This is a genomic window from Bariatricus sp. TF06-38A (assembly GCF_027690675.1).
Classification (GTDB): domain Bacteria; phylum Bacillota; class Clostridia; order Lachnospirales; family Lachnospiraceae; genus Allocoprococcus; species Allocoprococcus comes.
The window spans coordinates 167,802-190,705 of sequence record NZ_JAQFCE010000003.1; the positions used below are offsets into that span (position 1 = coordinate 167,802).

The 22,904-nt window shown below is 44.7% G+C and carries 24 protein-coding genes; 23 read left to right on the forward strand and 1 reads right to left on the reverse strand.

Annotated features, from left to right (window positions below; translation table 11 throughout):
- The 9 genes from PG418_RS04660 (at position 1) to greA (ending at position 7,781) form a co-directional block, all read left to right on the forward strand.
- Positions 1 to 729, forward strand: a complete 729-nt coding sequence (locus PG418_RS04660; protein WP_008372369.1) for an amino acid kinase family protein — start codon at positions 1 to 3, stop codon at positions 727 to 729.
- An 11-nt stretch (positions 730 to 740) separates the two neighbouring features.
- The gene (locus PG418_RS04665) at positions 741 to 1,652 is read left to right on the forward strand and encodes a DMT family transporter (protein ID WP_172680476.1); all 912 of its coding nucleotides are present in this window, start codon (positions 741 to 743) and stop codon (positions 1,650 to 1,652) included.
- Between the two features lie 436 nt (positions 1,653 to 2,088).
- A complete protein-coding gene (gene pyrH / locus PG418_RS04670) occupies positions 2,089 to 2,784 on the forward strand; it encodes a UMP kinase (protein ID WP_022220574.1) in 696 nt (231 codons plus the stop codon).
- Between the two features lie 27 nt (positions 2,785 to 2,811).
- Complete coding sequence (gene frr / locus PG418_RS04675; protein ID WP_008372365.1) at positions 2,812 to 3,363, forward strand: ribosome recycling factor; 552 nt, start codon at positions 2,812 to 2,814, stop codon at positions 3,361 to 3,363.
- Positions 3,364 to 3,453: 90 nt separating this feature from the next.
- The gene (uppS, locus tag PG418_RS04680; RefSeq protein WP_022220575.1) at positions 3,454 to 4,173 is read left to right on the forward strand and encodes an undecaprenyl pyrophosphate synthase; all 720 of its coding nucleotides are present in this window, start codon (positions 3,454 to 3,456) and stop codon (positions 4,171 to 4,173) included.
- Positions 4,166 to 4,963, forward strand: coding sequence for a phosphatidate cytidylyltransferase (locus tag PG418_RS04685; RefSeq protein WP_008372362.1), 798 nt, complete (start codon positions 4,166 to 4,168; stop codon positions 4,961 to 4,963). Before uppS ends, PG418_RS04685 begins: the two co-directional genes overlap by 8 nt.
- Before the next feature lie 18 nt (positions 4,964 to 4,981).
- Complete coding sequence (dxr, locus tag PG418_RS04690) at positions 4,982 to 6,127, forward strand: 1-deoxy-D-xylulose-5-phosphate reductoisomerase (protein WP_022220576.1); 1,146 nt, start codon at positions 4,982 to 4,984, stop codon at positions 6,125 to 6,127.
- A gap of 3 nt (positions 6,128 to 6,130) precedes the next feature.
- Complete coding sequence (rseP, locus tag PG418_RS04695) at positions 6,131 to 7,159, forward strand: RIP metalloprotease RseP (protein WP_498837138.1); 1,029 nt, start codon at positions 6,131 to 6,133, stop codon at positions 7,157 to 7,159.
- A 118-nt stretch (positions 7,160 to 7,277) separates the two neighbouring features.
- Positions 7,278 to 7,781 (forward strand): transcription elongation factor GreA, encoded by a 504-nt coding sequence (gene greA / locus PG418_RS04700; protein ID WP_008372359.1) that lies wholly within the window; start codon positions 7,278 to 7,280, stop codon positions 7,779 to 7,781.
- 44 nt (positions 7,782 to 7,825) lie between these two features.
- Here the strand turns inward: greA and PG418_RS04705 are convergent, their stop codons facing one another.
- Entirely contained in the window at positions 7,826 to 8,548 is a 723-nt protein-coding gene (locus PG418_RS04705) for a hypothetical protein (protein ID WP_070098601.1), read from the reverse strand.
- A 386-nt stretch (positions 8,549 to 8,934) separates the two neighbouring features.
- On the opposite strand from PG418_RS04705, the gene PG418_RS04710 reads away from it, so the two are divergent.
- From PG418_RS04710 to PG418_RS04775, 14 genes are all read left to right on the forward strand, one after another.
- Positions 8,935 to 9,690 (forward strand): nucleotide-binding protein, encoded by a 756-nt coding sequence (locus tag PG418_RS04710; RefSeq protein WP_022220578.1) that lies wholly within the window; start codon positions 8,935 to 8,937, stop codon positions 9,688 to 9,690.
- 5 nt (positions 9,691 to 9,695) lie between these two features.
- Complete coding sequence (locus PG418_RS04715; protein WP_008372356.1) at positions 9,696 to 10,976, forward strand: nitrogenase component 1; 1,281 nt, start codon at positions 9,696 to 9,698, stop codon at positions 10,974 to 10,976.
- Between the two features lies 1 nt (position 10,977).
- Positions 10,978 to 12,018 carry a nitrogenase component 1 gene (locus tag PG418_RS04720; protein ID WP_055156577.1) on the forward strand — a complete coding sequence of 347 codons (1,041 nt, stop codon included), beginning with the start codon at positions 10,978 to 10,980 and terminating at the stop codon, positions 12,016 to 12,018.
- Entirely contained in the window at positions 12,019 to 14,349 is a 2,331-nt protein-coding gene (hypF, locus tag PG418_RS04725) for a carbamoyltransferase HypF (protein ID WP_455346682.1), read from the forward strand.
- A gap of 403 nt (positions 14,350 to 14,752) precedes the next feature.
- Positions 14,753 to 14,962 (forward strand): HypC/HybG/HupF family hydrogenase formation chaperone, encoded by a 210-nt coding sequence (locus PG418_RS04730; RefSeq protein ID WP_022220582.1) that lies wholly within the window; start codon positions 14,753 to 14,755, stop codon positions 14,960 to 14,962.
- The gene (hypD, locus tag PG418_RS04735) at positions 14,962 to 16,014 is read left to right on the forward strand and encodes a hydrogenase formation protein HypD (protein WP_498837139.1); all 1,053 of its coding nucleotides are present in this window, start codon (positions 14,962 to 14,964) and stop codon (positions 16,012 to 16,014) included. The genes PG418_RS04730 and hypD overlap by 1 nt, the downstream gene beginning before the upstream one ends.
- A gap of 99 nt (positions 16,015 to 16,113) precedes the next feature.
- On the forward strand, positions 16,114 to 17,133 hold the full coding sequence (gene hypE, locus PG418_RS04740) for a hydrogenase expression/formation protein HypE (RefSeq protein WP_008372341.1): 1,020 nt from the start codon (positions 16,114 to 16,116) through the stop codon (positions 17,131 to 17,133).
- Between the two features lie 51 nt (positions 17,134 to 17,184).
- Positions 17,185 to 17,457, forward strand: a complete 273-nt coding sequence (locus PG418_RS04745; protein ID WP_008372338.1) for a TM1266 family iron-only hydrogenase system putative regulator — start codon at positions 17,185 to 17,187, stop codon at positions 17,455 to 17,457.
- Positions 17,454 to 18,221 (forward strand): nucleotide-binding protein, encoded by a 768-nt coding sequence (locus tag PG418_RS04750; protein WP_008372336.1) that lies wholly within the window; start codon positions 17,454 to 17,456, stop codon positions 18,219 to 18,221. The genes PG418_RS04745 and PG418_RS04750 overlap by 4 nt, the downstream gene beginning before the upstream one ends.
- Complete coding sequence (locus PG418_RS04755; protein WP_498837140.1) at positions 18,215 to 19,555, forward strand: nitrogenase component 1; 1,341 nt, start codon at positions 18,215 to 18,217, stop codon at positions 19,553 to 19,555. The genes PG418_RS04750 and PG418_RS04755 overlap by 7 nt, the downstream gene beginning before the upstream one ends.
- The gene (locus PG418_RS04760) at positions 19,552 to 20,745 is read left to right on the forward strand and encodes a nitrogenase component 1 (RefSeq protein WP_055260498.1); all 1,194 of its coding nucleotides are present in this window, start codon (positions 19,552 to 19,554) and stop codon (positions 20,743 to 20,745) included. The genes PG418_RS04755 and PG418_RS04760 overlap by 4 nt, the downstream gene beginning before the upstream one ends.
- A 378-nt stretch (positions 20,746 to 21,123) precedes the next feature.
- Positions 21,124 to 21,648: a prepilin peptidase gene (locus PG418_RS04765; protein WP_498837141.1), complete on the forward strand. Its 525-nt coding sequence runs from the start codon at positions 21,124 to 21,126 to the stop codon at positions 21,646 to 21,648.
- Between the two features lie 67 nt (positions 21,649 to 21,715).
- A complete protein-coding gene (locus PG418_RS04770; protein WP_082424107.1) occupies positions 21,716 to 22,111 on the forward strand; it encodes a helix-turn-helix domain-containing protein in 396 nt (131 codons plus the stop codon).
- A gap of 55 nt (positions 22,112 to 22,166) precedes the next feature.
- On the forward strand, positions 22,167 to 22,871 hold the full coding sequence (locus PG418_RS04775; protein WP_156337652.1) for an IS3 family transposase: 705 nt from the start codon (positions 22,167 to 22,169) through the stop codon (positions 22,869 to 22,871).
- Positions 22,872 to 22,904: the final 33 nt, after the last annotated feature.

Here is a 22,904-nt window from a genome sequence, read left to right on the forward strand (position 1 = left end):
ATGGATAAAGAATTAGAACTTGTGGAGCATAAAGCTTCAATCCTGATAGATGCATTACCATATATCAGAGACTTTAATCAGAAGACAGTAGTTATCGAGTACGGATGTGCCGAGTGGCTCAGCGGAGTGGAAGAGCAGAGACTGATGCAGGATATCGTTCTTTTAAAGAGCGTTGGTATGCGTCCGATCGTGGTACATGCTACCCGTATGGGACTGGACAAATTCCGTGAAAATAAGCGGATTGCCAAGCTCCTTGAACTCTGTGGAGTTAAGGCAATCGGTATCTGCGGCGTGGATACAGAGACGATTGGTCTGATGCTGGACAATGATTATATTCCGGTCATCGTGCCAAATGATATCGACAACGAAAGCGAATATATTGATCCAAGAGAGACTGCACTTGAGATTGCAGAGAAGATGCAGGCGGACAAGCTGGTTTATCTGTCAAAATATCCTGGAATCTACAAAGACGAAGAGAGAAAAGATATTTATTATAAGATTACCGTCCCGGAAGTAGAAAAACTGCGCAAAGAACGTAATTTCCCGAAAGAATTTGACGAGATCATCGGCTATGGTCTTCAGGCATCAAAAAATGGTGTCAACCGTGTACATATTCTGGACGGAAGAATCCGTCACGTTCTTCTGATCGAATTCTTCAGTGTAAACGGAGCCGGAACGATCTTCATTGAAACAGAAGCAAAATTATATCTTCACGAACTTGGCAAATAGGAGACGGCTCGATGAAGAAAATGACAGGAAAGAATACACTGATGCTCTTTTTGACCGCATTTATCTGGGGAACAGCTTTTGTAGCACAGAGCGTGGGGATGGATTATATCGGGCCCTTTACATTTACCTGTGTACGCTCTTTGATCGGTGGGATTTTTCTGATTCCATGTATCTGTTTTCTGGACAAATGGCGTGCGAAAAATGACGGAGCAGAAAGACAGAAAAAAGCAGATAGGAAAGAAGAAAAAAAGAATGTCATCCTGGGTGGAATCTGTTGTGGACTGGCACTTTGTGTGGCAAGTAACCTGCAGCAGATCGGAATACAGTACACAACGGTAGGAAAAGCCGGATTTATTACAGCACTTTATATTGTGCTTGTGCCGATCTTTGGAATTTTTCTGAAAAAGAAAGCCGGAGTGAGAATCTGGATAAGCGTGGCAATTTCTGTCGCAGGCTTGTATTTACTGTGTATTACCGATAAGCTGGTACTTGCAAAAGGAGACATTCTGGTATTGCTATGTGCAGTTGTATTTACCATCCACATTCTGGTGATCGATTATTTTTCACCAAAAGCAGACAGTGTGCGGATCGCCTGCACCCAGTTCTTTATAACCGGAGTTTTGTCGGCAATTCCAATGTTTTTATTTGAAACACCACGGCTGTCAGATATTTTCGCAGCAGCAGTACCGGTACTTTATGCCGGAGTTCTCTCAAGTGGTGTAGCCTATACCCTCCAGATCGTGGCACAAAAAGATGCCGATCCAACCGTGGCATCCCTGATCCTCAGTCTGGAGTCCGTGTTCTCTGTCCTCGGAGGCTGGGTGATATTAGGTCAGAAACTAAGTATCCGAGAAATAGCAGGATGCATTCTGATGTTCAGCGCCATCATCCTCGCCCAACTGCCAGGAAATAAAGAAGCATAGCTCTTCAATTGTTGAAATTGCGGAAAGCATACAACATTGTGGTGTCAAAGCAAAACCGCTCAGTGAGCCAAAGCTACCGCTTTCCGTTCGTTACATTGAACAAATGCCAAAACATATAAATCGGGGAAAACCAGCAGAATGTACAAAGGATTTTGTTTCAATTCCAATTGTTGTGCAATGGAGAGAAGACTCAAAAATCATTGAAGCCATTGCTGAAAATGATTTTTGCTTTCAGAGGCTTCACGGAATGGTTTGCACAACGGAAGTGAAATAAAATCCTTTGTACATTCTGCGTCAATCCCTCAATCCATAAAATTTTTGCGCTACCCACCCTCAATGTAATAAACTTAGAACTTCCATTTTAAACCCAGGTATGATATACTAAATCCAGGTATGCGAAAGTATCTTAAAAACCAAGAGACAGGAGCAAAGACAGATGAAAAGAGTTCTTTTAAAATTAAGCGGAGAAGCACTTGCAGGAGACAAAAAGACAGGTTTTGATGAGGCAACATGCATTGGCGTTGCAAAGCAGGTAAAGCAGATCGTAGATCAGGGAATCCAGGTTGCAATCGTAACCGGAGGCGGTAATTTCTGGAGAGGAAGAACCAGTGAGACGATCGACCGTACCAAAGCTGACCAGATTGGAATGCTTGCAACGGTGATGAACTGCATCTATGTATCCGATATTTTCAGACATGTAGGCATGAAGACAGAGGTTTTCACTCCATTTGTCTGTGGAGCATTCACTTCCCTGTTTTCAAAAGATGCAGCAGTGGAAGCACTGAACGAAGGAAAAGTAATCTTTTTCGCAGGTGGCACAGGACATCCGTATTTTTCAACAGATACAGGAGCTGTTCTCCGTGCAATTGAGATTGAAGCAGATGCAATGCTTCTTGCAAAAGCAATTGACGGAATCTATGACAGCGATCCGAAGGTGAATCCGGAAGCGAAGAAGTATGATGAGATTTCTATTCAGGAAATCATCGATAAGAAGCTTATGGCAGTAGATCTGACCGCATCGATCATGTGCCTTGAGAATAAGATGCCGATGCTGGTATTCGGACTGAACGAAGAGAACAGTATCGTAGAGACAATGAGCGGTAATTTCAACGGAACAAAGGTGACTGTATAAGCAGCACCCATTAAGGGAGGATAACATATGAACGAAAAATTAAAAATATACGATGAAAAGATGCAGAAAACCATCCATGCACTGGATACAGAGCTTGCTTCTATCCGTGCAGGACGTGCAAACCCGAATATTCTGAACAAATTAACGGTAGAATATTATGGAACACCGACACCGATCCAGCAGGTAGCGAACATTTCTGTTCCGGAAGCACGTATGATCCAGATCCAGCCATGGGAAAAGAAGATCATCAAAGATATTGAGAAAGCAATCCTGATGTCTGATATCGGAATCAATCCAACAAACGATGGTACTGTTATCCGTCTGGTATTCCCGGAACTGACAGAGGAACGAAGAAAAGAACTGGTGAAAGATGTTAAGAAAAAAGGAGAAGCATCCAAGGTTGCAGTCCGTAACATCCGCCGTGATGGAAATGATGCATTCAAGAAGCTGAAAGGCACAGACGTTTCAGAGGATGAAATTCAGGATCTTGAAGATCAGATCCAGAAGCTGACTGACAAATACATCAAGGAAGTTGATGCAGCAGTCGATGCAAAGTCAAAAGAAGTTATGACAGTATAAGAAGGAAAGATAAGGGGCGGCGAGATGTTTGGCGCCTCTTTTCCTTTTTTATATCAGCAAATTTAGTATCAATCAAGAGAGGGTTAAAAGATGAATGTACCGCAGCATATAGCCATTATCCTTGACGGTAACGGACGATGGGCGAAAGCAAAAGGGATGCCGAGAAACTACGGGCATGTGCAGGGCAGCAAGAATGTGGAAAAGATCTGTGAGGCTGCTTATAAGATGGGTGTCAAATATCTGACGGTCTATGCGTTTTCCACAGAGAACTGGAGTCGACCGAAGAGTGAAGTGGATGCACTGATGAAGCTTCTTCGTAACTATATGAAAACCTGTCTGAAGACGGCGGAAAAGAACCGGATGCGTGTCCGTGTGATCGGAGATAAGACAGGTCTGGATGAAGATATCCGTACCAGAATTAAGGAACTGGAAGAGGCATCAAAAAATAATGACGGACTGAATTTCCAGATTGCGATCAATTATGGAAGCAGAGATGAGATGATCCGTGCCATGCGAAAAATGACAAAAGACTGTGCAGATGGCAGATTTGCACCGGAAGAGATTACAGAAGAACTGTTTGAAGGATATCTGGATACACATGGGATTCCGGATCCGGATCTTCTGATCCGTACCAGCGGAGAACTCAGACTTTCCAATTATTTGTTATGGCAGCTTGCTTATACAGAATTTTATTTTACAGATGTTCCGTGGCCGGATTTTTCAAAAGAAGAATTAGAAAAAGCAATTGAGCAATATAATAGCAGAGACAGAAGATACGGCGGAATCAAGGAGGACGAAGAAAATGTTTAAGACAAGATTACTCAGCGGAATTGTACTGGTTATCATTGCATTTGCAACGATCTTCCTTGGTGGGGATGTATTGTTTGCAACACTTCTGATCATCAGTCTGATCGGAGTTTCCGAGCTTTACAAGGTTGTAAAGATTGAGAAAGCACCACTCGGAATCGTAGGCTATATAGGTGTAGTTGCATATTATTTCCTGATCCGTGCACAGAAAAAAGAAGATCTGATGATGTTTGCAATCATTTTGCTGATCCTTGTAATGGCAGTTTATGTATTTGCCTTTCCGAAATATGTGTCTGAACAGGTAATGACTGCGTACTTTGGCGTATTTTATGTGGCGATTATGTTATCCTATATTTATCAGACACGTCTGTTGAAAGACGGACTTTTCCTCGTGGGACTTGTATTTTTATGTTCCTGGGGATGTGATACCTGTGCGTACTGTGTGGGTGTACTGATCGGAAAGCATAAGATGGCACCGAAGCTCAGCCCGAAGAAATCCATAGAGGGCGGAATCGGTGGACTTGCAGGCGCAGCACTTCTCGGCGCGCTTTACGCTCTTGCAATCAATAAATGGGGTGGTGCTTCGGCAGGAGTCGGCGAATATGCGCTGATCTGTTTTGTTGGTGGAATCATTTCCATGATCGGGGATCTTGCAGCATCTGCGATCAAGAGAAATCATGAGATCAAGGATTACGGAAAACTGATTCCGGGACACGGTGGAATCCTGGACCGTTTCGACAGTGTGATCTTCACGGCTCCGGTGATTTATTATCTGGCAGTTGCACTGATGTAATCTGACAGGAGGATTCAAATGAAAAAAATAGCAATATTAGGTTCAACAGGTTCGATCGGAACCCAGACACTTGAGGTGATCCGTGAGAACAAAGATATCGAAGTGACAGGGCTTGCGGCAGGAACAAATGTGGATCTTCTGGAAAAACAGATCCGGGAATTCCAGCCAAAACTTGTGGCAATGTGGACAGAAGAGAAGGCAAAGGAACTGAAAAGCCGGATCCGGGATCTGGATGTAAAGGTTGTTTCCGGAATGGATGGACTTCTGGAGATTGCCACGATGGAGGAAAGTGAGATCCTTGTAACGGCGATCGTGGGTATGATCGGCATTCGTCCGACAATTGCAGCGATCAAAGCCGGAAAGGATATTGCCCTTGCAAATAAAGAGACACTGGTTACGGCAGGGCATATCATTATGCCGCTTGCAAAGGAATGTGGTGTGAAGATCCTTCCGGTGGACAGTGAACACAGTGCCATTTTCCAGTCTCTGCAGGGAAGCCATGGAAAGAATGAACTGAAGAAGATCCTGCTTACGGCATCCGGTGGCCCGTTCCGTGGAAAGAAGCAGGAGGATCTTCTGAATATCCGTGTGGAAGATGCTTTAAAGCATCCGAACTGGGCGATGGGACGTAAGATTACGATCGATTCTTCGACCATGGTCAATAAAGGACTGGAAGTGATGGAAGCCAGATGGCTTTTTAATGTGGATATTGATGATGTGCAGGTGGTTGTACAGCCGCAGAGTGTGATCCATTCTATGGTAGAGTATGTGGACGGAGCAGTGATCGCACAGCTTGGTACTCCGGATATGAAGCTGCCGATTCAGTATGCACTTTATTATCCGGAAAGAAGATTTCTTCCGGGAGAACGTGTGGATTTCTGGAGTATCGGACACCTTGATTTTGAAAAGCCGGATATGGATACCTTCTACGGGCTTGCACTTGCTTACGAGGCAGGGCGATGCGGTGGAACACTTCCAACGGTATTTAACGCAGCAAATGAACTTGCAGTCAGCCAGTTCCTGAACCGGGAGATTAAATATCTGGAAATTACAGAGATTATCGAAGACTGCATGAAAGCACATAAGACAATTGCGAATCCGACTGTGGAACAGATTCTGGACACAGAGCAGGAAACGTATGACAGAATCAGAAGCAGGAGGTAGCAAATGGGAATCGTACTGGCGATTTTACTTTTTGGATTCATCGTATTTTTCCATGAACTGGGACATTTTCTTCTGGCGAGGATTAATGGAATCAATGTGTATGAATTCTGGATCGGAATGGGGCCGACACTGGCACACAAAAAGATCGGAAATACAGACTACTGTCTGAAAATACTGCCGATCGGCGGTGCGTGTGTGATGGGGGAAGATGAGAAAGAGGATCTGTCAGAGGGAAGCTTCAACAGCAAATCGCCGTGGCACAGGATCTCGGTCATTGCCGCAGGTCCGGTATTTAACTTTATTCTTGCCTTTATTGGTGCATTCATTATTATCTGCTTTGTCGGTGTAGACAAACCGGTCATAGGAACGGTAAATGCAGAAACGCCTGCAGCTGAGGCAGGGCTTCAGGCAGGGGATGAGATTGTAAAGATCAATGATAAGAACATCCATATTTTCAAGGATATTTCTACTTACAATCAGTTTCATCAGGGACAGACGATGAAGATTGTATACAAAAGAAATGGCGAAAAGAATACGGTTTCCGTTGCCCCGGAGAAGAATGACAGTGGATATTATTTGATTGGAATTACGAGCAGCAATTATGTTAAGACCAATGTATTTGAGACTGCCGCATACAGTGCGTATAATGTTAAATACTGGATCAATCTGACGATTGACAGTTTGAAACAGCTTGTGACAGGACGGATCGGAGTGGATCAGTTATCTGGACCGGTGGGCATTGTGAGCGCGGTGGATACCACGTATAAGGAAAGCAAATCTGGTGGAGCATTGTTGATTTTTCTGAATCTTCTGCAGATGACGATCCTGCTTTCAGCGAACCTTGGAGTGATGAATTTACTTCCGCTTCCGGCACTGGATGGAGGCCGTCTGGTATTTCTGATCGTGGAAGTGATCCGCGGAAAGCGGGTGCCTCCGGAAAAAGAAGGGTATGTACATCTGGCAGGAATGGCACTTTTTCTTTGCCTGATGGTATTTGTGATGTATAATGATATCCGGAGAATCTTCTTTTAGGGATATTGGAAAATTTTACGAAGCACTTCGATTGGCTACAATTGAGGTGCTTTGTGTTAGGTGCATCAGTGGATGCATATTTTGATGGAAATTATTTTACAGAAAGAAGGGTGGAAAGATGCGTGAGCAGCTTACAGAAAGTGATGTAAAGAAAATTGAAGAGGAAATCCAGCATCGCAAGCATGTGATCCGTAAGGAAGCCATTGAAGCGGTCAAGGAAGCGCGTGCGCAGGGAGATTTAAGTGAGAACTTTGAATACCATGCAGCAAAAAAATATAAGAACCAGAATGAAAGCCGGATCCGGTATCTGGAAAGAATGCTGAAAAATGCGGAGATTGTATCCGATACTTCCGAAGAAGGTGTTGCCGGAATCAATAACCGTGTGACCGTATATTTTCCGGAGGATGACGAGGAAGAAACCTATAAGCTGGTTACTTCGATTCGTGGGAATTCAATTCATAATTATATCAGTACCGAATCTCCGATCGGAAAGGCAATCTTCGGGCATAAAGCAGGAGAGACTGTGAAGGTGAAGGTTAGCGATGATTATTCGTATGAGCTTGTGATACGGAAGATTGAAGATACGACGGATGATGAGGAGGATAAGATCCGGGCGTTTTAGTTTGAAGGTGGGAGCAAGGGAGCAGAAATTTCCCAAAAGCAATGTCAATGAGAAGAATAAAAACGGATCATGAGATTCCAGGCTTCATACAAAATCCCAGCCCCTGATATAGTCGCAAGGATATAGACCAGAATTGCAGAATTATTTCCGTAGAGTTCACCAATTTTCACAAAGAAAATCTGTTCCATCCGGTAATCTGGATTAATGTAGAAAAGATTAATTTCACCAAAGGGATCCAGAATGTGGTTCAGGTATTCGGCAATGAGAGCAAACAGAATATAGAGCAAAGTAATGCGGGAAAAAGAAGGCAGCAGACGGCGTGAAGAAGCGTCAATCGGCTGCCTTTTAATATTTTTTGGACAGGAAAGAGGAGTCATTGGTACAGATTTCTGTACCAGAAATATACTGGACAGGATTCCTGTGACAATTAGTAAAATATGCCAGAGATAGGAGTGAACTGTCAGGATCAGAAGCGGATAATGCATTCCACTGGTATCGAAAAAAACGGCAATTCCACCAAGAAGATTATAGGTGGAAAGGAAGCCGAGGATGGTATTTCTGGCAGATTCTGTGTGAAAAAATGGGTAGAGAACCAGCAGATACATCGGGAGGCTGCAGAGCTGGAATGGGAAGTACCACAGGTTGTAGTGCCCATTATTCATGACGAAGGTCAGGAGTAATTGTTTCAGGATTTCGCTGGTAAGCAGAAAAATGCCGATGAAGAATAAAACTTTTTCTATACAGTGTAGTGAAAATTTTTTTATCATATGGGCTCCTCAAAATTTTATTTTATAGGTGTAGTATACGCTGCAATAAAGTTTGTTACAAGATTTATGGGGAATTTGACTAGTTATTCATAGAAAAGTCCTGAAAAAATATAGAAAAATACCATGATAAAACATAGTTAGAATTGACTGACCTATAGGCGTGGAGATATAATTAAAAATAATGATGCAGACGGAGTGGAAGATTCCTATCTGAATGCTGAATGGAGATAATTTTATACAAGAGACTTTGACGGCAAGGTAGATCCGAGCGGGAAACAGTTGGTGATATACGAAGATGTATAGTGGGACTCGTCTACCGTTTTGGGAGGCGGGTTTTTTGTGTATACGATAAATTGCCTGCTTGGTTATAGAAAGGAAAAAGGATTATGTTAAAGGTTGCAATTTATGGAAAGGGCGGTATTGGAAAGTCTACGATTACGTCCAACCTGGCGGCAGCATTTGCGGCGATGGGAAAGAAAGTAATCCAGATTGGATGTGATCCGAAGGCAGATTCTACGATCAATCTGCTTGGCGGCGAGCCGCTCAGACCGGTGATGAATTATATGAGAGAAGAGGATGAAGAACCGGAGGAGCTTTCAGATATTGCAAAAGAAGGCTATGGTGGTGTGCTCTGCATTGAAACAGGTGGACCGACACCGGGACTTGGATGCGCGGGGCGCGGGATTATTGCCACATTCCAGCTGTTAGAAGATTTGCAGTTATTTGAAACATATAAGCCGGATGTTGTACTTTATGACGTTCTTGGTGACGTGGTATGCGGTGGCTTTGCAGCACCGATCCGGGAAGGGTACGCCGAAAAGGTTCTGATCGTAACTTCCGGAGAAAAGATGGCACTTTATGCAGCAAATAATATTTCAAGTGCGGTGAGGAATTTTGAGGACAGAAGCTATGCCAGAGTTTTCGGTATTGTACTGAACCACAGGAATGTGGAAAATGAGACGGAAAAAGTACAGGCATTTTCCGAAAAAAGCGGGATCCCGATCGTCGGGGAAATCCCGAGAAGTGATGAGATCATCCGCTATGAGGATCAGGGAATGACGGTGATCGAAGGGGACAAAGATTCCGCGATCAGTAAGAGATTTTTTGATCTGGCAGAGTTATTACTGAAGAGTGAGGAATAGAAGGTATGGCAAAAGAAGCATATTATTGTACCGTAAAAGAATTAAATAAACTGGGAAGAGATGCGATTCCGGCACAGCTCCGGTCGAATACACACCTGATCTACAGCTCACCGGCAACGCTTGCATTTAACTCACCGGGAGCAGAAGGATTCGGAGTAAAAAGAGCGGGACTTGCTGTGCCGGATTCGATCATGCTGATCGTGGCACCGGGCTGCTGTGGACGAAATACTTCGCTTATCAGCTCCATGAGGGAATATGATAACCGTTTTTTCTATTTGATGATGGACGAGACCGATATCGTAACGGGACGTCATTTGAAAAAGATTCCGAAGGCAGTAGAAGAAATCTGCAATTGCTGTGAAAAGAGACCGTCCGTTGTGATGATTTGTATTACCTGTGTAGATGCTCTTCTTGGGACGGACATGGAGCGTGTGTGCAGAAAAGCGGAAGAAAGAGCCGGACTTCCGGTTCGACCATGTTACATGTACGCGCTGACAAGAGAAGGAAGAAAGCCGCCGATGGTGCATGTACGTCAGTCTTTATATTCCCTTCTGGAGCCAAAGAAGAAAAAAGGAAATGTGGTGAACCTGCTTGGATTTTTCTCGCCGCTGATCGATGAGTGTGAGCTGTATGATCTTTTGCACAGCGCAGGAGTTAAGACCATCCATGAAATCTCCAGATGCAAGGACTATGAGGAATATCAGACCATGTCTGAGGCAAATTTTAATCTGGTACTTCACCCGGAAGCCAGATTTGCGGCAGAGGATTTTCATAACCGTCTGCAGATTCCGTTTATTGAACTCAGGAGACTCTACCAGACAGACAAGATCGCCAGCCAGTATCAGGCATTTGGGAAAGTGCTTGGGGTGACATTTTCTGATGAAGTTTATCGTGAAAAAGCGGAAGAAACCGTGGCGAAATTCAAAGAGAAACGGCCGGATGCAAGCTTTGCGATCGGGGAATGCATGAACGGAGATCCATTTGAAATGGCACTTGCGATGATCAAATATGGATTTAAGGTGCCGGAAATCTATGGAACATTGACAGCAGAGAACTTTATTTACCTGAACCAGTTATCCCAGCTCAGCCCGGAGACGAAGGTATTTTCCAATATGGAACCGACCATGCTGTACTACGATCCGGAAAAGAGCGGCGTGAATATGACCATTGGAAAGGATGCGGGATACTATCATCCGGATCAGCCGAATGTGATCTGGAATCAGGACAGACAGCCTTATGGTTATGCAGGTGTGACACGGTTGTTTGAAACCCTTTTGGAGGTGTAGTATGAGAGGACTTAGAAAATATCTGACACCATTTGCACCGGATCAGTCGGGCGCAGTGTCTGTGTTATATGAACTTGGCGGAATCATCGTCATCTGCGACGCGGGAGGATGCACAGGAAATGTCTGCGGTTTTGATGAGCCGAGATGGTTTGAACGGAAAAGTGCAGTATTCAGCGCAGGACTTCGTGATATGGATGCAATCCTTGGAAGAGATGACCGTCTGGTCGCAAAGCTGGTCGATGCAGCTGATAAGATTGATGCGAATTTTGCGGCGATTGTCGGCACTCCGGTTCCGGCTGTGATCGGAACGGATTACCAGGCACTGAAAAGAATGTGTGAAAAAAAGACCGACCTTCCGATTCTTGCCATTGATACCGACGGAATGGAGCTTTATGATAAAGGGGAAGAAAAAGCGTATCTTGCATTATTTACTGCATTTGCAAAGGAAAAATATGAAGTATGCAAAGAAAAAGTCGGTATCCTTGGAATGACGCCACAGGATGTAAGCGATCTGAAAGCAGCAGATAAAGTAAGAGAGGAACTGAAAAAAGAAGGAAAAGAAGCCATTTGCTATGGAATGGGCGATGGGCTTGAGGCAGTAGAAAGGGCATCGGAAGTTGGCAAAAATATTGTTGTATCTGCGGCAGCACTGGAAGTAGCCAAATATTTGGAAAAGACCTTTGGTACGCCGTATGAGATCGGTTATCCGGCAGCAGGTGAGTTGGTTCCGAATCTGGACTATCAGGGAAAGAAAATCCTTGTGGTACACCAGCAGGTGATGGCGGAAGCAATCCGGCAGGAAATTCTTAAAAGAGAGAATTCGGCAGAGGTGCAGACAGCAACCTGGTTTATGAGGAAAAAAGAGCTTGCCTGTCCGCAGGATGTGTCGTTGCGTGAGGAAGATGATTATATCGATCTTGTGAAAAATGGTGGATTTGATATCATTTTTGCAGATGCATGTATGGAAAAAATGGTTCCGGATTTTCAGGGAATCTTCGTAAATACAAGACATTTTGCAGTGTCAGGGAGACTGTGTGAATAGATGAAAAATGAAGTGACAAAACAGATCCGCGTCTATGGGATCGTGCAAGGCGTAGGATTTCGTCCGACTGTGAGCAGGCATGCAGCTACGCATCAGATCCGGGGCAGCGTGTCCAATAAAGGTCCGTATGTGGAAATCTTTGCGCAGGGACCGGAAGAGGCAGTGGATGGATTTATCTCAGATATTGAGAATAAGCCGCCGAAGCGGGCAGCAATTTTGAAAATGAATATTGAGCCGGTAGAAGAAGCAGAAGACTTTACGGAGTTTGCGATCATTGAAAGTGAAAAGACGAAAGGTGAGATTTTTGTCTCACCGGATATTGCAATTTGTGATGAATGCAAGGAAGAAATGTTTGATCCGAAGAACCGTAGATATCTGCATCCATTTATCAACTGTACCTGCTGTGGACCAAGACTTACGATCCTGGATGCCCTTCCGTATGACCGGGAGCGCACCAGCATGAAAGAATTTCCGATGTGTCCGGATTGCGCAAAAGAATATTATGATCCGGCAACCCGGAGATACGATGCACAGCCAGTCTGTTGTAACGAGTGTGGTCCGGAGGTCTACCTGATCGGCAGAGAAGAACGCGGAAGAGATGCGATCATTTACACCAGACGGACCATTGCAGAAGGCGGAATTGTGGCGATTAAGGGGATTGGAGGTTTCCACCTGTGCTGCGATGCGACTAATGAAGAGGCGGTGAAGCGCCTCAGAGAACTGAAAAAACGTCCGGCGAAACCATTTGCAGTTATGGCAAAAGATCTGGAATCTGTGAAAAGAGAATGCCTGATCAGTGAAGAACAGGAAAAAATTCTGACCGGACATCAAAAACCAATCCTGCTTCTGGACAAAAAAGAAGATGGTGAAGAAACACTTTGCGAAAGTATTGCACCTGGTAATCCAAAGGTTGGAGTAATGTTGCCGTATGCACCGGTACAGCTTCTGCTCTTTACCTATGATGATGGAATCCGGATGCCGTCTTTTTTGGTTATGACCAGTGGAAATACATCCGGTGCACCGATCTGCAGGGAGGACAAAGAAGCGATTCAGGAACTTTCCCGTCTGTGCGACTGTATGCTTTCCCACAACCGGAAAATCCGGATCCGTGCCGATGATTCAGTGATGGATTTTTATAAAAATGAGCCATATATGATCCGCAGATCCAGAGGCTATGCGCCACTTCCGACCATGGTTCAGATGTTGTGGAAAGGGCAGGTACTTGCCACTGGAGGAGAACTGAAAAATACATTCTGTATCGGTGTGGACGGCAGATTTTACCCCTCCCCTTATGTGGGAGATCTGGAAGATCTGCGCACCGTGGAAGCTTTAAAAGAAACAATCGGCAGAATGGAAACACTTCTGGAGGTAGAACCAAAGGTTGTGGCATGCGATCTGCATCCGAAATACAATGCGACAGTTGTTGCGGAAGAACTTGGACTTCCGGTTCTGAAGATACAGCACCATTTTGCACATATTCTGTCCTGTATGGCAGAAAATGACTGCGAAGATCCGGTGATCGGCGTTTCCTTTGACGGAACCGGCTATGGAACGGATGGGACCATCTGGGGTGGAGAAATTCTTCGTTGTGATTACAATGGATTTGAAAGACTTGGCAGCATTAAGCCATTCTGGCAGGTAGGTGGAGATCTTTCTGCAAAAGAAGGCTGGCGAATTGCCGGTTCTCTTCTCTATGAAGAATTGCAGGATAAAGAAAAAACGGTCGAATGGATGAAGAAACTGGAGCTTTGCACCGAACCGGAGGCAAAAGTACTGGTGACAATGACCGGACGACACCTGAATGCTGTTCGATCTACCAGTGCCGGCCGTCTCTTTGATGGAGTCAGTGCTATCCTCGGAATCCGGAAAAAATCCACTTTCGAGGGAGAAGCATCTACGGCATTAGAGTTCGCAGCAGAAGCTTACGAAAAAACAATGCAGCATCCATACGAACCCCTCATGCTTAAGCCATTTACAGAAACGGCAGAAGACCGCCTGATTCTAAATACCGGCGAATTAGTCAAAAACCTCGCAAAAAAACGTCTCGCCGGGGAAGACACCGGACAACTTGCATACGAGTTCCACCAAGAACTTGCAAGACAGATCATATCCGCAACCCTCACAGCAAGTCATCAGACCGGAATCCGGAAAGTTGCCCTAAGTGGCGGAGTTTTCCAGAACCGCTTACTACTACGGCTGGTAGAAGAAGGTCTGGTTAAGCAAGGTCTCATCACCCTGCACCATCACCTCATTCCACCAAATGACGGAGGATTGTCACTTGGTCAGGCAGCCTACGCAATGGCATATTTACAGAAGCATGAGATAAAATAAAACCAGACATAAAAATATTTTAAACAGAGTTAATCTAAAAACTATTACAAATTACAATAAAAGAGGAAAAGGACCACCAGGAACAAACAAATCAGGAATTGACAACAAGGCACTGCCTTGTCAATTCCCCCTTTGTCAACACGTTAAATTTTAGGAAGCGCCAGCAGGGAGAGAAAACAATTGGGACCGGCTGCATTTGCAGGAGCCCGAGCGTTCTCTTGGAAACTGCAGTGTTGCGTTATTTACAGAAATCCATCTGTTTGAGCGAAGCGAGTTATGGATTTCTGTAAATGCTCTTAGCAACACGAAGCCTTCCTAGAGAACACCGGACTCCGAAACCGCAGCCGGTCCCAATTGTTTTCTCTCCTTGCGTCCCTTCCCAAAAAAAGGAGGAATTACCCACATGTGTGTTGGATTATCAGCAAAAGTTGTAAAAATCAGTAACGGAACCGCCGTCGTTGACGCAGGCGGTGCAAAAAGAGAGGTTTCATCCAAGCTCCTGGAGAATCTGGAACCAGGTGATTACGTCATGGTCCACGCCGGAGTTGCGATCGCAAAGATCACAGATGAAGATGAAAGCGAGACCGATCAGCTTATGGAGGAACTGCTGTAATGGAAGAACAAAAGAAACGAACAGCCAGAGAGATCATAGAAAATTATGACGGACCGGCAGTGCGGATCATGGAAGTATGCGGAACCCATACCCATGAAATTTTCCGTCTGGGGATCCGAAAACTTTTACCAAAGCAGGTAGAACTGATCTCAGGACCGGGATGCCCGGTCTGCGTAACACCGGTCAGCTTCATTGATGAAGCAATTTATCTGGCGTTGGAGAAGCAGGTGACGATCTGTACATTTGGTGATCTGGTCCGCGTACCGGGAAGTCAGATGAGCCTTGCCGGAGCAAGAGAAAAAGGAGCAAAGATCCATATCGTTTATTCACCGGCAGATGCGGAAAAATATGCGAAAGATCATCCGGAAGAACAGGTGACATTTTTATCCGTTGGGTTTGAGACAACGACACCTGCAGGATGCCTTTCGGTTAAACAGGCAAAGGAAGATGGAATTTCCAATTATTCTCTTCTGGTTGCCAATAAGACGATGCCGGGAGCCTACGAGGCACTCAAAGGCAGTGCGGATGTATTTTTATATCCGGGACACGTCAATGCAATCACGGGGACTGAACTTTGTGAGGAACTGGTAAAAGAAGGAGTCAGCGGTGTGGTAGCAGGATTTACGGCAAAAGAACTGCTCACAGCACTTGCGGTCGCACTGGTACGCTTCCAGGAAGGAAAGCCGTTCTTCGTAAACTGCTATCCGAGAGTTGTCACCAGAGAAGGAAGCCGTGAGGCACAGAGGCTGGTGGATGAACTGATGGAAGGATGCGACAGCGAGTGGAGAGGTCTTGGAATCATTCCGGGATCCGGTATGCAGCTGAGAGAAGAATGGGAAGCATACGATGCCAGAAAGAAATACAATATGCCAAAGATCGAAGGAAAAGCAAATCCGGCATGCCGCTGCGGAGATGTACTGCAGGGAAAATGCAAACCGTCCGACTGCAAGGTGTTTGGCAAGGTATGTACACCGCAGCACCCGGTAGGAGCCTGCATGGTATCCGGCGAGGGCGCATGCTCGGCTTATTTCATGTATGATACCAGGGGATAAAGATCAGAACAATCCGGTATCAGGGAAACGAAGGAATGGAACACCGGAACAATCCGGTATCATATATACGGAAACGATTAGGAGAGAAGGAAGTTAAAAATGGAAAATAAAATGGACAACCAGACAGTAACTATGGCACACGGAGCCGGCGGAAAGCAGACTTCAGAGCTGATCGATAAAGTATTTGCAGCACATTTTGCCAATCCGGATCTGACTGCGGATGATGCGGCAGTTCTTACACCACCAGTCGGAAAGATGGCAGTATCTACGGATGGATTTATTGTATCTCCGGCATTCTTCCCAGGAGGAAATATCGGAAAGCTTTCCATCTGCGGAACAGTTAATGACCTTGCATGTATGGGAGCAAAACCACTTTATCTGACTTGTGCATTTGTAATTGAAGAAGGATTTCCGATGGAAAAACTGGAAGAGATTGCAGCAGCAATGGAGAAAACGGCAAAAGAAGCCGGTGTCCGTATTGTATCCGGAGATACCAAGGTAGCAGGAAAAGGACAGGTAGACGGTGTATTTATCACAACAACTGGAATGGGACAGATCGAGGACGGCGTAAAAGTCGGAGGAGAACTGGCACAGCCGGGAGACGCGATCATTGTGACCGGAGATGTGGGACGCCATGGTTGTACGATCCTTCTTGCAAGAGAAGACTTCGGAATCGAAGCGGATGTGACCAGTGACTGTGCACCACTATGGCATACTGTGGAAGAAGTGATAAATGCAACACATGATCTGCATGTCATCCGTGATGCGACAAGAGGTGGAGTTGGAACAGTACTTTATGAGATTGCGGGACAAAGTAATGTTGGAATCCGTCTGAATGCTGAAAAAGTTCCGGTTGCACCGGAAGTGAAGGGAGTCTGCGGAATGCTTGGACTGGAGCCACTTTACCTTGCATGTGAAGGAAGAATGGTCATTATGGCACCAAAAGCAGAGGCAGAAAAGATTGTAGAAGTACTGCACAAATGTCCGTATTCACAGAATGCGGCAATTATCGGAGAAGTAACTGCAGAGCAGCCGGGGAAAGTAGTCATGACTACAGAAATCGGAACGCAGGCACTTCTTCCACAGCCGGGCGGAGAATTGCTGCCACGTATCTGCTAAACAATCTGAAATGCGGAATCGGTGACATTTCAAAAAGAAAGGAGACTTTTCATGGACACCAGAGTAGCAGTCATTTCAATTATTGTGGAGAATCCTGCCGCGATTGAGGAACTGAACCATTACCTGCATGAAGCAGGAGAGTATATCATTGGAAGAATGGGAATTCCGTACCGGGAGAAGGGAATTAATATCATCAGCATCGCCATTGATGCACCGCAAGATATGATCAGTGCTTTGTCAGGGAAGATCGGGCGTCTGAATGGGGTATCCACAAAAACGGCGTACTCGAACGTCATTACGAAAGCGGAGGAAAAAGCGGAATGAAAAAGATAGCAGTGTACGGAAAAGGCGGGATCGGAAAATCCACAACTGTATCCAATCTTGCGGTGGCACTTGCCGAAAAAGGATACAAGGTCATGCAGATCGGCTGTGATCCGAAGGCGGATTCGACCATCCAGCTCCGACACGGAAAGGAGATTCCAACCGTACTGGAAATGTTCCAACAGAAGAAACAGAATCTAAAACTGGAAGATATGGTTACGGTTGGCTATGCAGGTGTGGTCTGTGTAGAAGCAGGTGGACCGACACCGGGACTTGGATGTGCAGGACGCGGAATTATCACCGCCCTTGAGAAGTTGGAAGAAACCGGTGCTTATGAGACCTACCAGCCGGATATCGTGTTATATGATGTACTTGGTGATGTAGTCTGCGGTGGCTTTTCCATGCCCATGCGAAAAGGCTATGCGGATCAGGTATTCATCATCACATCCGGTGAAAATATGGCGATCCATGCCGGGGCCAATATTGCAATGGCAGTAGAGAATTTCAGGAACCGGGGATATGCTTCCCTTGGCGGTATTATTTTAAATAAAAGAGAGGTTCCGAGAGAGGAAGAAAAGGTGCGGGAGCTTGCAGGGGATTTTCACACGCAGATCATTGGACAGCTTGACCGGAGCGAACTTGTGATGGAAGCAGAAGAAGCCGGTAAGGTTCTGCTGGAATACGCACCGGATTCTCAGATGGCAGAGGAATACCGGAAGCTGGCAGATCAGATCCTTGCAGTGTGCGGAGAGGAGAGACCATGTTAAAACGGGTAGGACATCCGGTGGATGAAAAAGGCGCGGCAGTAGCCATCAAGGATGCCACATTTCCGGTTCCATTTGCACCGGGGCTTGAATTTAACTCGCCGGTTCACGGCAACTGGAACATCGTACATACCGGAATGCTGATGCCGGAGGCAAGACAGATCTATGTCTGTGCAGATAACTGCATGCGAGGTGTGGTGCTGACAGCGGCGGAAATGAATGCGGCTGACCGGTTTTCCTTTGTGATCGTAAAAGAAGAGAATCTGTTAAATGGAAATCTGGAGGACATCACCATCGAAGGCGTGACGGATGTGCTGAATAAGTTGGAAGAAAAACCGAAAGCAGTTCTTTTATTTACCGTCTGTCTGCATCATTTTCTGGGATGCGATCTGGAACGGGTGTATCAGGAACTGGAAGAGAGGTTCCCAAAGATTACATTTATCCGCTGTTATATGGATCCGATCATGCAGAAGCATGGACCGACACCGGATCAGAAGCTGAGAAAAGCGATTTATGAACCACTTCCAAAGCGAAAAGCAGATGAAAAAGCCGTGAGTTTTCTCGGCAGTGATTTCGCACTGGAAAAAAATGCAGATCTGAAACGAATCGTCCGGGCACATCAGGGAATCTTCCGGGAACTGCCGGGATGTAAAAGCTGGGAAGACTATCTGGCACTTTCCGAAGGAAAACTTTTTGTATCTTCTTATCCACCATCTAAGTATGGTGCGGAAGCGCTTTCAGAGCGTCTGAAACGGCCATACCTGTATCTGCCGGGCAGTTTTGATTATGAAGAGATCACAGCACAGCTGGAAAATTTCTGCCAGGCAATGGGCTATGGAAAGCTGGAGGAAACGATTTCAGTAGAAGAGGAAATTGCTGCCTGTGAAAAGGCACTGGAAAAGGCGCATGAGGTGATCGGAGACACTGCGGTTGCCATTGATTATCTGTACCATCCACGTCCACTGGGACTTGCAAAGCTTCTGCTTACTCATGGTTTCCGGGTAATACGGATCTATCTGGATTCCATCAGTCCGGAAGAAAAAGCAGAATTTGAGTGGCTGAAGGAGCATGCACCGGATCTGCAGTTGATTGCAACGATCCAGGTGAAAATGCGTGTGCTTCCGAGAACATCGGATGAAAAAATACTGGCGATCGGACAGAAGGCGGCGTGGTTTACAGGAAGTCCGTATTTTGTCAATATGGTACAGGGCGGCGGTCTTTACGGATTTGACGGGATCCGCAGGACGGCAGAGCTTATGGCCGAAGCATTTACCGAAGAAAAAGACACGGAAGATCTGGTTGTGCGAAAAGGATGGGGGTGTGAAAGCTGTATATGAGACAATCTTATCGAATCATACCAATTTATACAGCGGATGTATCCGGTGTGTGTTCTGCACTTTATGAGCTTGGCGGCATGACAGTCATGCACGACCCGTCCGGATGCAATTCGACCTACAACACTCACGATGAGATCCGCTGGTACGATCAGGACAGTCTGATCTATATTTCCGGTCTGACAGAAATTGATGCGATCATGGGAAATGATGAAAAATTTCTGGATGATATCAAAGAGGCAGCAAGGGAGCTGCATCCGAAATTTATTGCCCTTGCAGGATCCCCAATTCCGTATATGAATGGAACCGATTTTCCGGCACTGGCACAGGTACTGGAAGAAGAAACCGGGATTCCTGCATTTGCAGTACCGACAAACGGAATGCATGATTATGTGTATGGGGCAGGAATTGCATTAGAGGAGATCGCGAAAAGATTTACCGGGGAAAAGACAGGACGGATTCAGGCACGCACCGTCAATCTGCTTGGTGTGACACCACTGGACTTTGGACCGGTATCTCATGTAGAGGTGCTGAAAGAGAACCTGAAAGCCTGTGGATGGAAGGTGCTGTCTATCTGGGCAATGGGAGATGAACTGGATGCATTTTTGCAGGCAGGAGAAGCAGAGGTGAATCTGGTGGTATCTTCGGTCGGGCTTCGTGCGGCGAAAGTACTGGAAGAAAAGTTCGGAACCCCGTATGTGGTTGGAACGCCGATTGGTTCTTATACAGAGCGGATTGCGAAAGCACTGGAAGAAAAAGAGCAGATACCATATCGAAAGGATCGGATGCAGGGTGAAATTGAAGAAATCATGGAGCAGAAGGGAAACAGAAATCCGGCATCGGGAGAAGAAATAAAGAAGCCTGAAGCGGCAGGCAGACAAAAGAAAGTGACTCTGATCGGAGAACCGGTGACCATGGAATCTCTGGCAGCAGGGATCGAACAGAAATATGGCTGTCCGGTGGAAGTTCTCTGCCCGCTGGAAAAAACAGAAGGTCTGCTTTGCAGACAGGACAGATGGATCTGTGGGGAAGAAGAGATGGAAGAAGCATTGAAAGATGCAGAAATCATTGTAGCGGATCCATTGTATCAGCCAATCTGTCCGAAGCATTGTATGTTTTATGAACTGCCGCATATTGCATTTTCCGGAAGAATTTATCTGAAAAGGCTTCCGGTGCTGGGACAACTGATTTAGATGCGGTAAAAATGGATCAAATTCTCACAAAAGAGATTGATCCATTTTTTGTTTCCGTTTTTTCTATAACAGGAAATTGCATTTCCTGTTATTAAAAGGTCTCCGTCAGGTTTCAAAATATTGTCATGATCAATTTTGTGACAGAAAAATTAAATAAAGCATTAAAAACAGTATCTTTTTTGCGAAAGAACTGATATAATTTATAACAAATCATTTAATTATGAGAGGATGTTTGTGGTTTTAGAAATCATATTATGGATAATAAGGTTCTTTTTCGGAGCTGGCATCTTCAGCTTCTTACATATTGTCATTGATAAATTAACATACGGGAAAAGCGCAATATGTGCAAAGAGCAAGAGGATTGCAAGATATTTCTTAGTGGAATTAACAGGTGGAGTATCCATGACCGGTTGTGCGATTGTATATGGTTGCGGGAAAATGGGTGTGATTTCTCTAAGAGGCGCAGTTTTTTTTATATATTTGGGAATACTGTTTGTGATTGCCTTGGTTGACTGGCATATACAGATGATTTATGATCGATTTCATATTATGATCTTGATACTTGCGGTTTTGGACTTTATGCTTTATCCGGAGATGGGAATTGCTACAAGACTGACCGGTATGGGAATCATATCAGTGCCGATGCTGGTGCTGGCACTTGCAATTCCAGGGGCTTTCGGAGGCGGAGATATCAAGCTGATGTCGGTAAGCGGATTGCTTATTGGTGGCGCGTCAATGATATGTGCAATGTGTATTGGGATTATAACAGGAGGTGCTTATGTGACACTGATGCTGGTACGAAAGAGGCTGAATAAAACAGATCAGTTTGCGTTTGGACTTGCAACTGCAATTTTTCTGGGAGATAAGATGGCAGTGTGGTATCTGCAGTTTGGGGCGGTATAGGCAGAAAATGATATGCTACCCTCATATAGGACAATGAAATATAAAAGTCCTATATGGGGGTATTTTCATGTTCAGAAAGAGTAAGATAGAACCAGTAGAAAAAGTAAAAATAGTCGAACGCTACCTTGCAGGAGAAATTGGCATACGGAAAGCAGGAAAAGAATTGGGAGTTGATCATCATAGTATTCGAAATTGGATTTCTATTTATCAGTATGATGGATCAACTGGATTACTCAATCAACCGAAAAACAGATCTTATTCAAAAGATTTAAAAATATCTGCTATAAATGATTATCTTAACGGAGAAGGATCTCTTCAGGATATTTGCACAAAAGACGGAATTCGTTCACACAGACAGCTTTCCGATTGGATTAAGGTGTATAATTCTGGTGGAATATTAAAAACCTCCACTGGAGGTGCTTACATGAAAAAGCAAAGAACACTACACTTGATGAGAGATTAAAAATAGTAACAGATTGTCTTGCAAATGATAAGAATTATGGTGCAATGGCACTCAAATATCTAAGCATTATCCCATAGATAGACTTTGTAAATATCTTAATGTTACACGTTCTGCGTATTACCGCTGGGTAAAATATCCGAAAAGTAATAATGAACTTCGAAACGAAAGACTATCCACTGAAATCCAAAGGATTCATAACCAGCATCCAGATATGGGATATCGAAGGATTCGTGATGAATTAGATGGACATAAAGGAATTCATGTGAATGATAAACGAGTGCTTCGTATTTGTAGGAAATACGATATAAAATCAAATATTAAATGGAAACCTAAGAGTTGTACCAGAGGAGACAGAAATCCTGATCACATAGCAAAAAACTATTTACACCGTGAATTTCACGCCGAAAAACCGAATGAAAAGTGGCTTACAGATGTTTCTGAATTTAAATACTACAACGGAATAGAAGTTCATAAAGTTTATCTGAGTGCTATTTTAGATTTATATGATAAAAGGATTGTTTCCTTTAAAATCAGCGATCATAATGATAATCCATTAGTTATGGACACGTTTGATGAGGCTGTTCGTCAGGAGGTAGATGCACACCCATTAGTTCATTCTAATCGAGGCTTTCAATATACAAGCGCACAGTTTTATACTAGATTAAAAAAACATCATATGAAGCAGAGTATGCCTAGAGTTGCCCACTGTATTGACAATGGACCAATGAAATATCATGAGCAATCTACAAAAGCAGCATAAAATATCGCCAGCCATAGCATGGCTGACGATACA

What these genes read in the sequence shown, in the direction of transcription:
- PG418_RS04660 (WP_008372369.1), top strand. Translation starts at nt 1, where the DNA reads ATGGATAAAGAATTAGAACTTGTGGAGCATAAAGCTTCAATCCTGATA.
- PG418_RS04665 (WP_172680476.1), top strand. Translation starts at nt 741, where the DNA reads ATGAAGAAAATGACAGGAAAGAATACACTGATGCTCTTTTTGACCGCA.
- pyrH (WP_022220574.1), top strand. Translation starts at nt 2,089, where the DNA reads ATGAAAAGAGTTCTTTTAAAATTAAGCGGAGAAGCACTTGCAGGAGAC.
- frr (WP_008372365.1), top strand. Translation starts at nt 2,812, where the DNA reads ATGAACGAAAAATTAAAAATATACGATGAAAAGATGCAGAAAACCATC.
- uppS (WP_022220575.1), top strand. Translation starts at nt 3,454, where the DNA reads ATGAATGTACCGCAGCATATAGCCATTATCCTTGACGGTAACGGACGA.
- PG418_RS04685 (WP_008372362.1), top strand. Translation starts at nt 4,166, where the DNA reads ATGTTTAAGACAAGATTACTCAGCGGAATTGTACTGGTTATCATTGCA.
- dxr (WP_022220576.1), top strand. Translation starts at nt 4,982, where the DNA reads ATGAAAAAAATAGCAATATTAGGTTCAACAGGTTCGATCGGAACCCAG.
- rseP (WP_498837138.1), top strand. Translation starts at nt 6,131, where the DNA reads ATGGGAATCGTACTGGCGATTTTACTTTTTGGATTCATCGTATTTTTC.
- greA (WP_008372359.1), top strand. Translation starts at nt 7,278, where the DNA reads ATGCGTGAGCAGCTTACAGAAAGTGATGTAAAGAAAATTGAAGAGGAA.
- PG418_RS04705 (WP_070098601.1), bottom strand. Translation starts at nt 8,548, where the DNA reads ATGATAAAAAAATTTTCACTACACTGTATAGAAAAAGTTTTATTCTTC.
- PG418_RS04710 (WP_022220578.1), top strand. Translation starts at nt 8,935, where the DNA reads ATGTTAAAGGTTGCAATTTATGGAAAGGGCGGTATTGGAAAGTCTACG.
- PG418_RS04715 (WP_008372356.1), top strand. Translation starts at nt 9,696, where the DNA reads ATGGCAAAAGAAGCATATTATTGTACCGTAAAAGAATTAAATAAACTG.
- PG418_RS04720 (WP_055156577.1), top strand. Translation starts at nt 10,978, where the DNA reads ATGAGAGGACTTAGAAAATATCTGACACCATTTGCACCGGATCAGTCG.
- hypF (WP_455346682.1), top strand. Translation starts at nt 12,019, where the DNA reads ATGAAAAATGAAGTGACAAAACAGATCCGCGTCTATGGGATCGTGCAA.
- PG418_RS04730 (WP_022220582.1), top strand. Translation starts at nt 14,753, where the DNA reads ATGTGTGTTGGATTATCAGCAAAAGTTGTAAAAATCAGTAACGGAACC.
- hypD (WP_498837139.1), top strand. Translation starts at nt 14,962, where the DNA reads ATGGAAGAACAAAAGAAACGAACAGCCAGAGAGATCATAGAAAATTAT.
- hypE (WP_008372341.1), top strand. Translation starts at nt 16,114, where the DNA reads ATGGAAAATAAAATGGACAACCAGACAGTAACTATGGCACACGGAGCC.
- PG418_RS04745 (WP_008372338.1), top strand. Translation starts at nt 17,185, where the DNA reads ATGGACACCAGAGTAGCAGTCATTTCAATTATTGTGGAGAATCCTGCC.
- PG418_RS04750 (WP_008372336.1), top strand. Translation starts at nt 17,454, where the DNA reads ATGAAAAAGATAGCAGTGTACGGAAAAGGCGGGATCGGAAAATCCACA.
- PG418_RS04755 (WP_498837140.1), top strand. Translation starts at nt 18,215, where the DNA reads ATGTTAAAACGGGTAGGACATCCGGTGGATGAAAAAGGCGCGGCAGTA.
- PG418_RS04760 (WP_055260498.1), top strand. Translation starts at nt 19,552, where the DNA reads ATGAGACAATCTTATCGAATCATACCAATTTATACAGCGGATGTATCC.
- PG418_RS04770 (WP_082424107.1), top strand. Translation starts at nt 21,716, where the DNA reads ATGTTCAGAAAGAGTAAGATAGAACCAGTAGAAAAAGTAAAAATAGTC.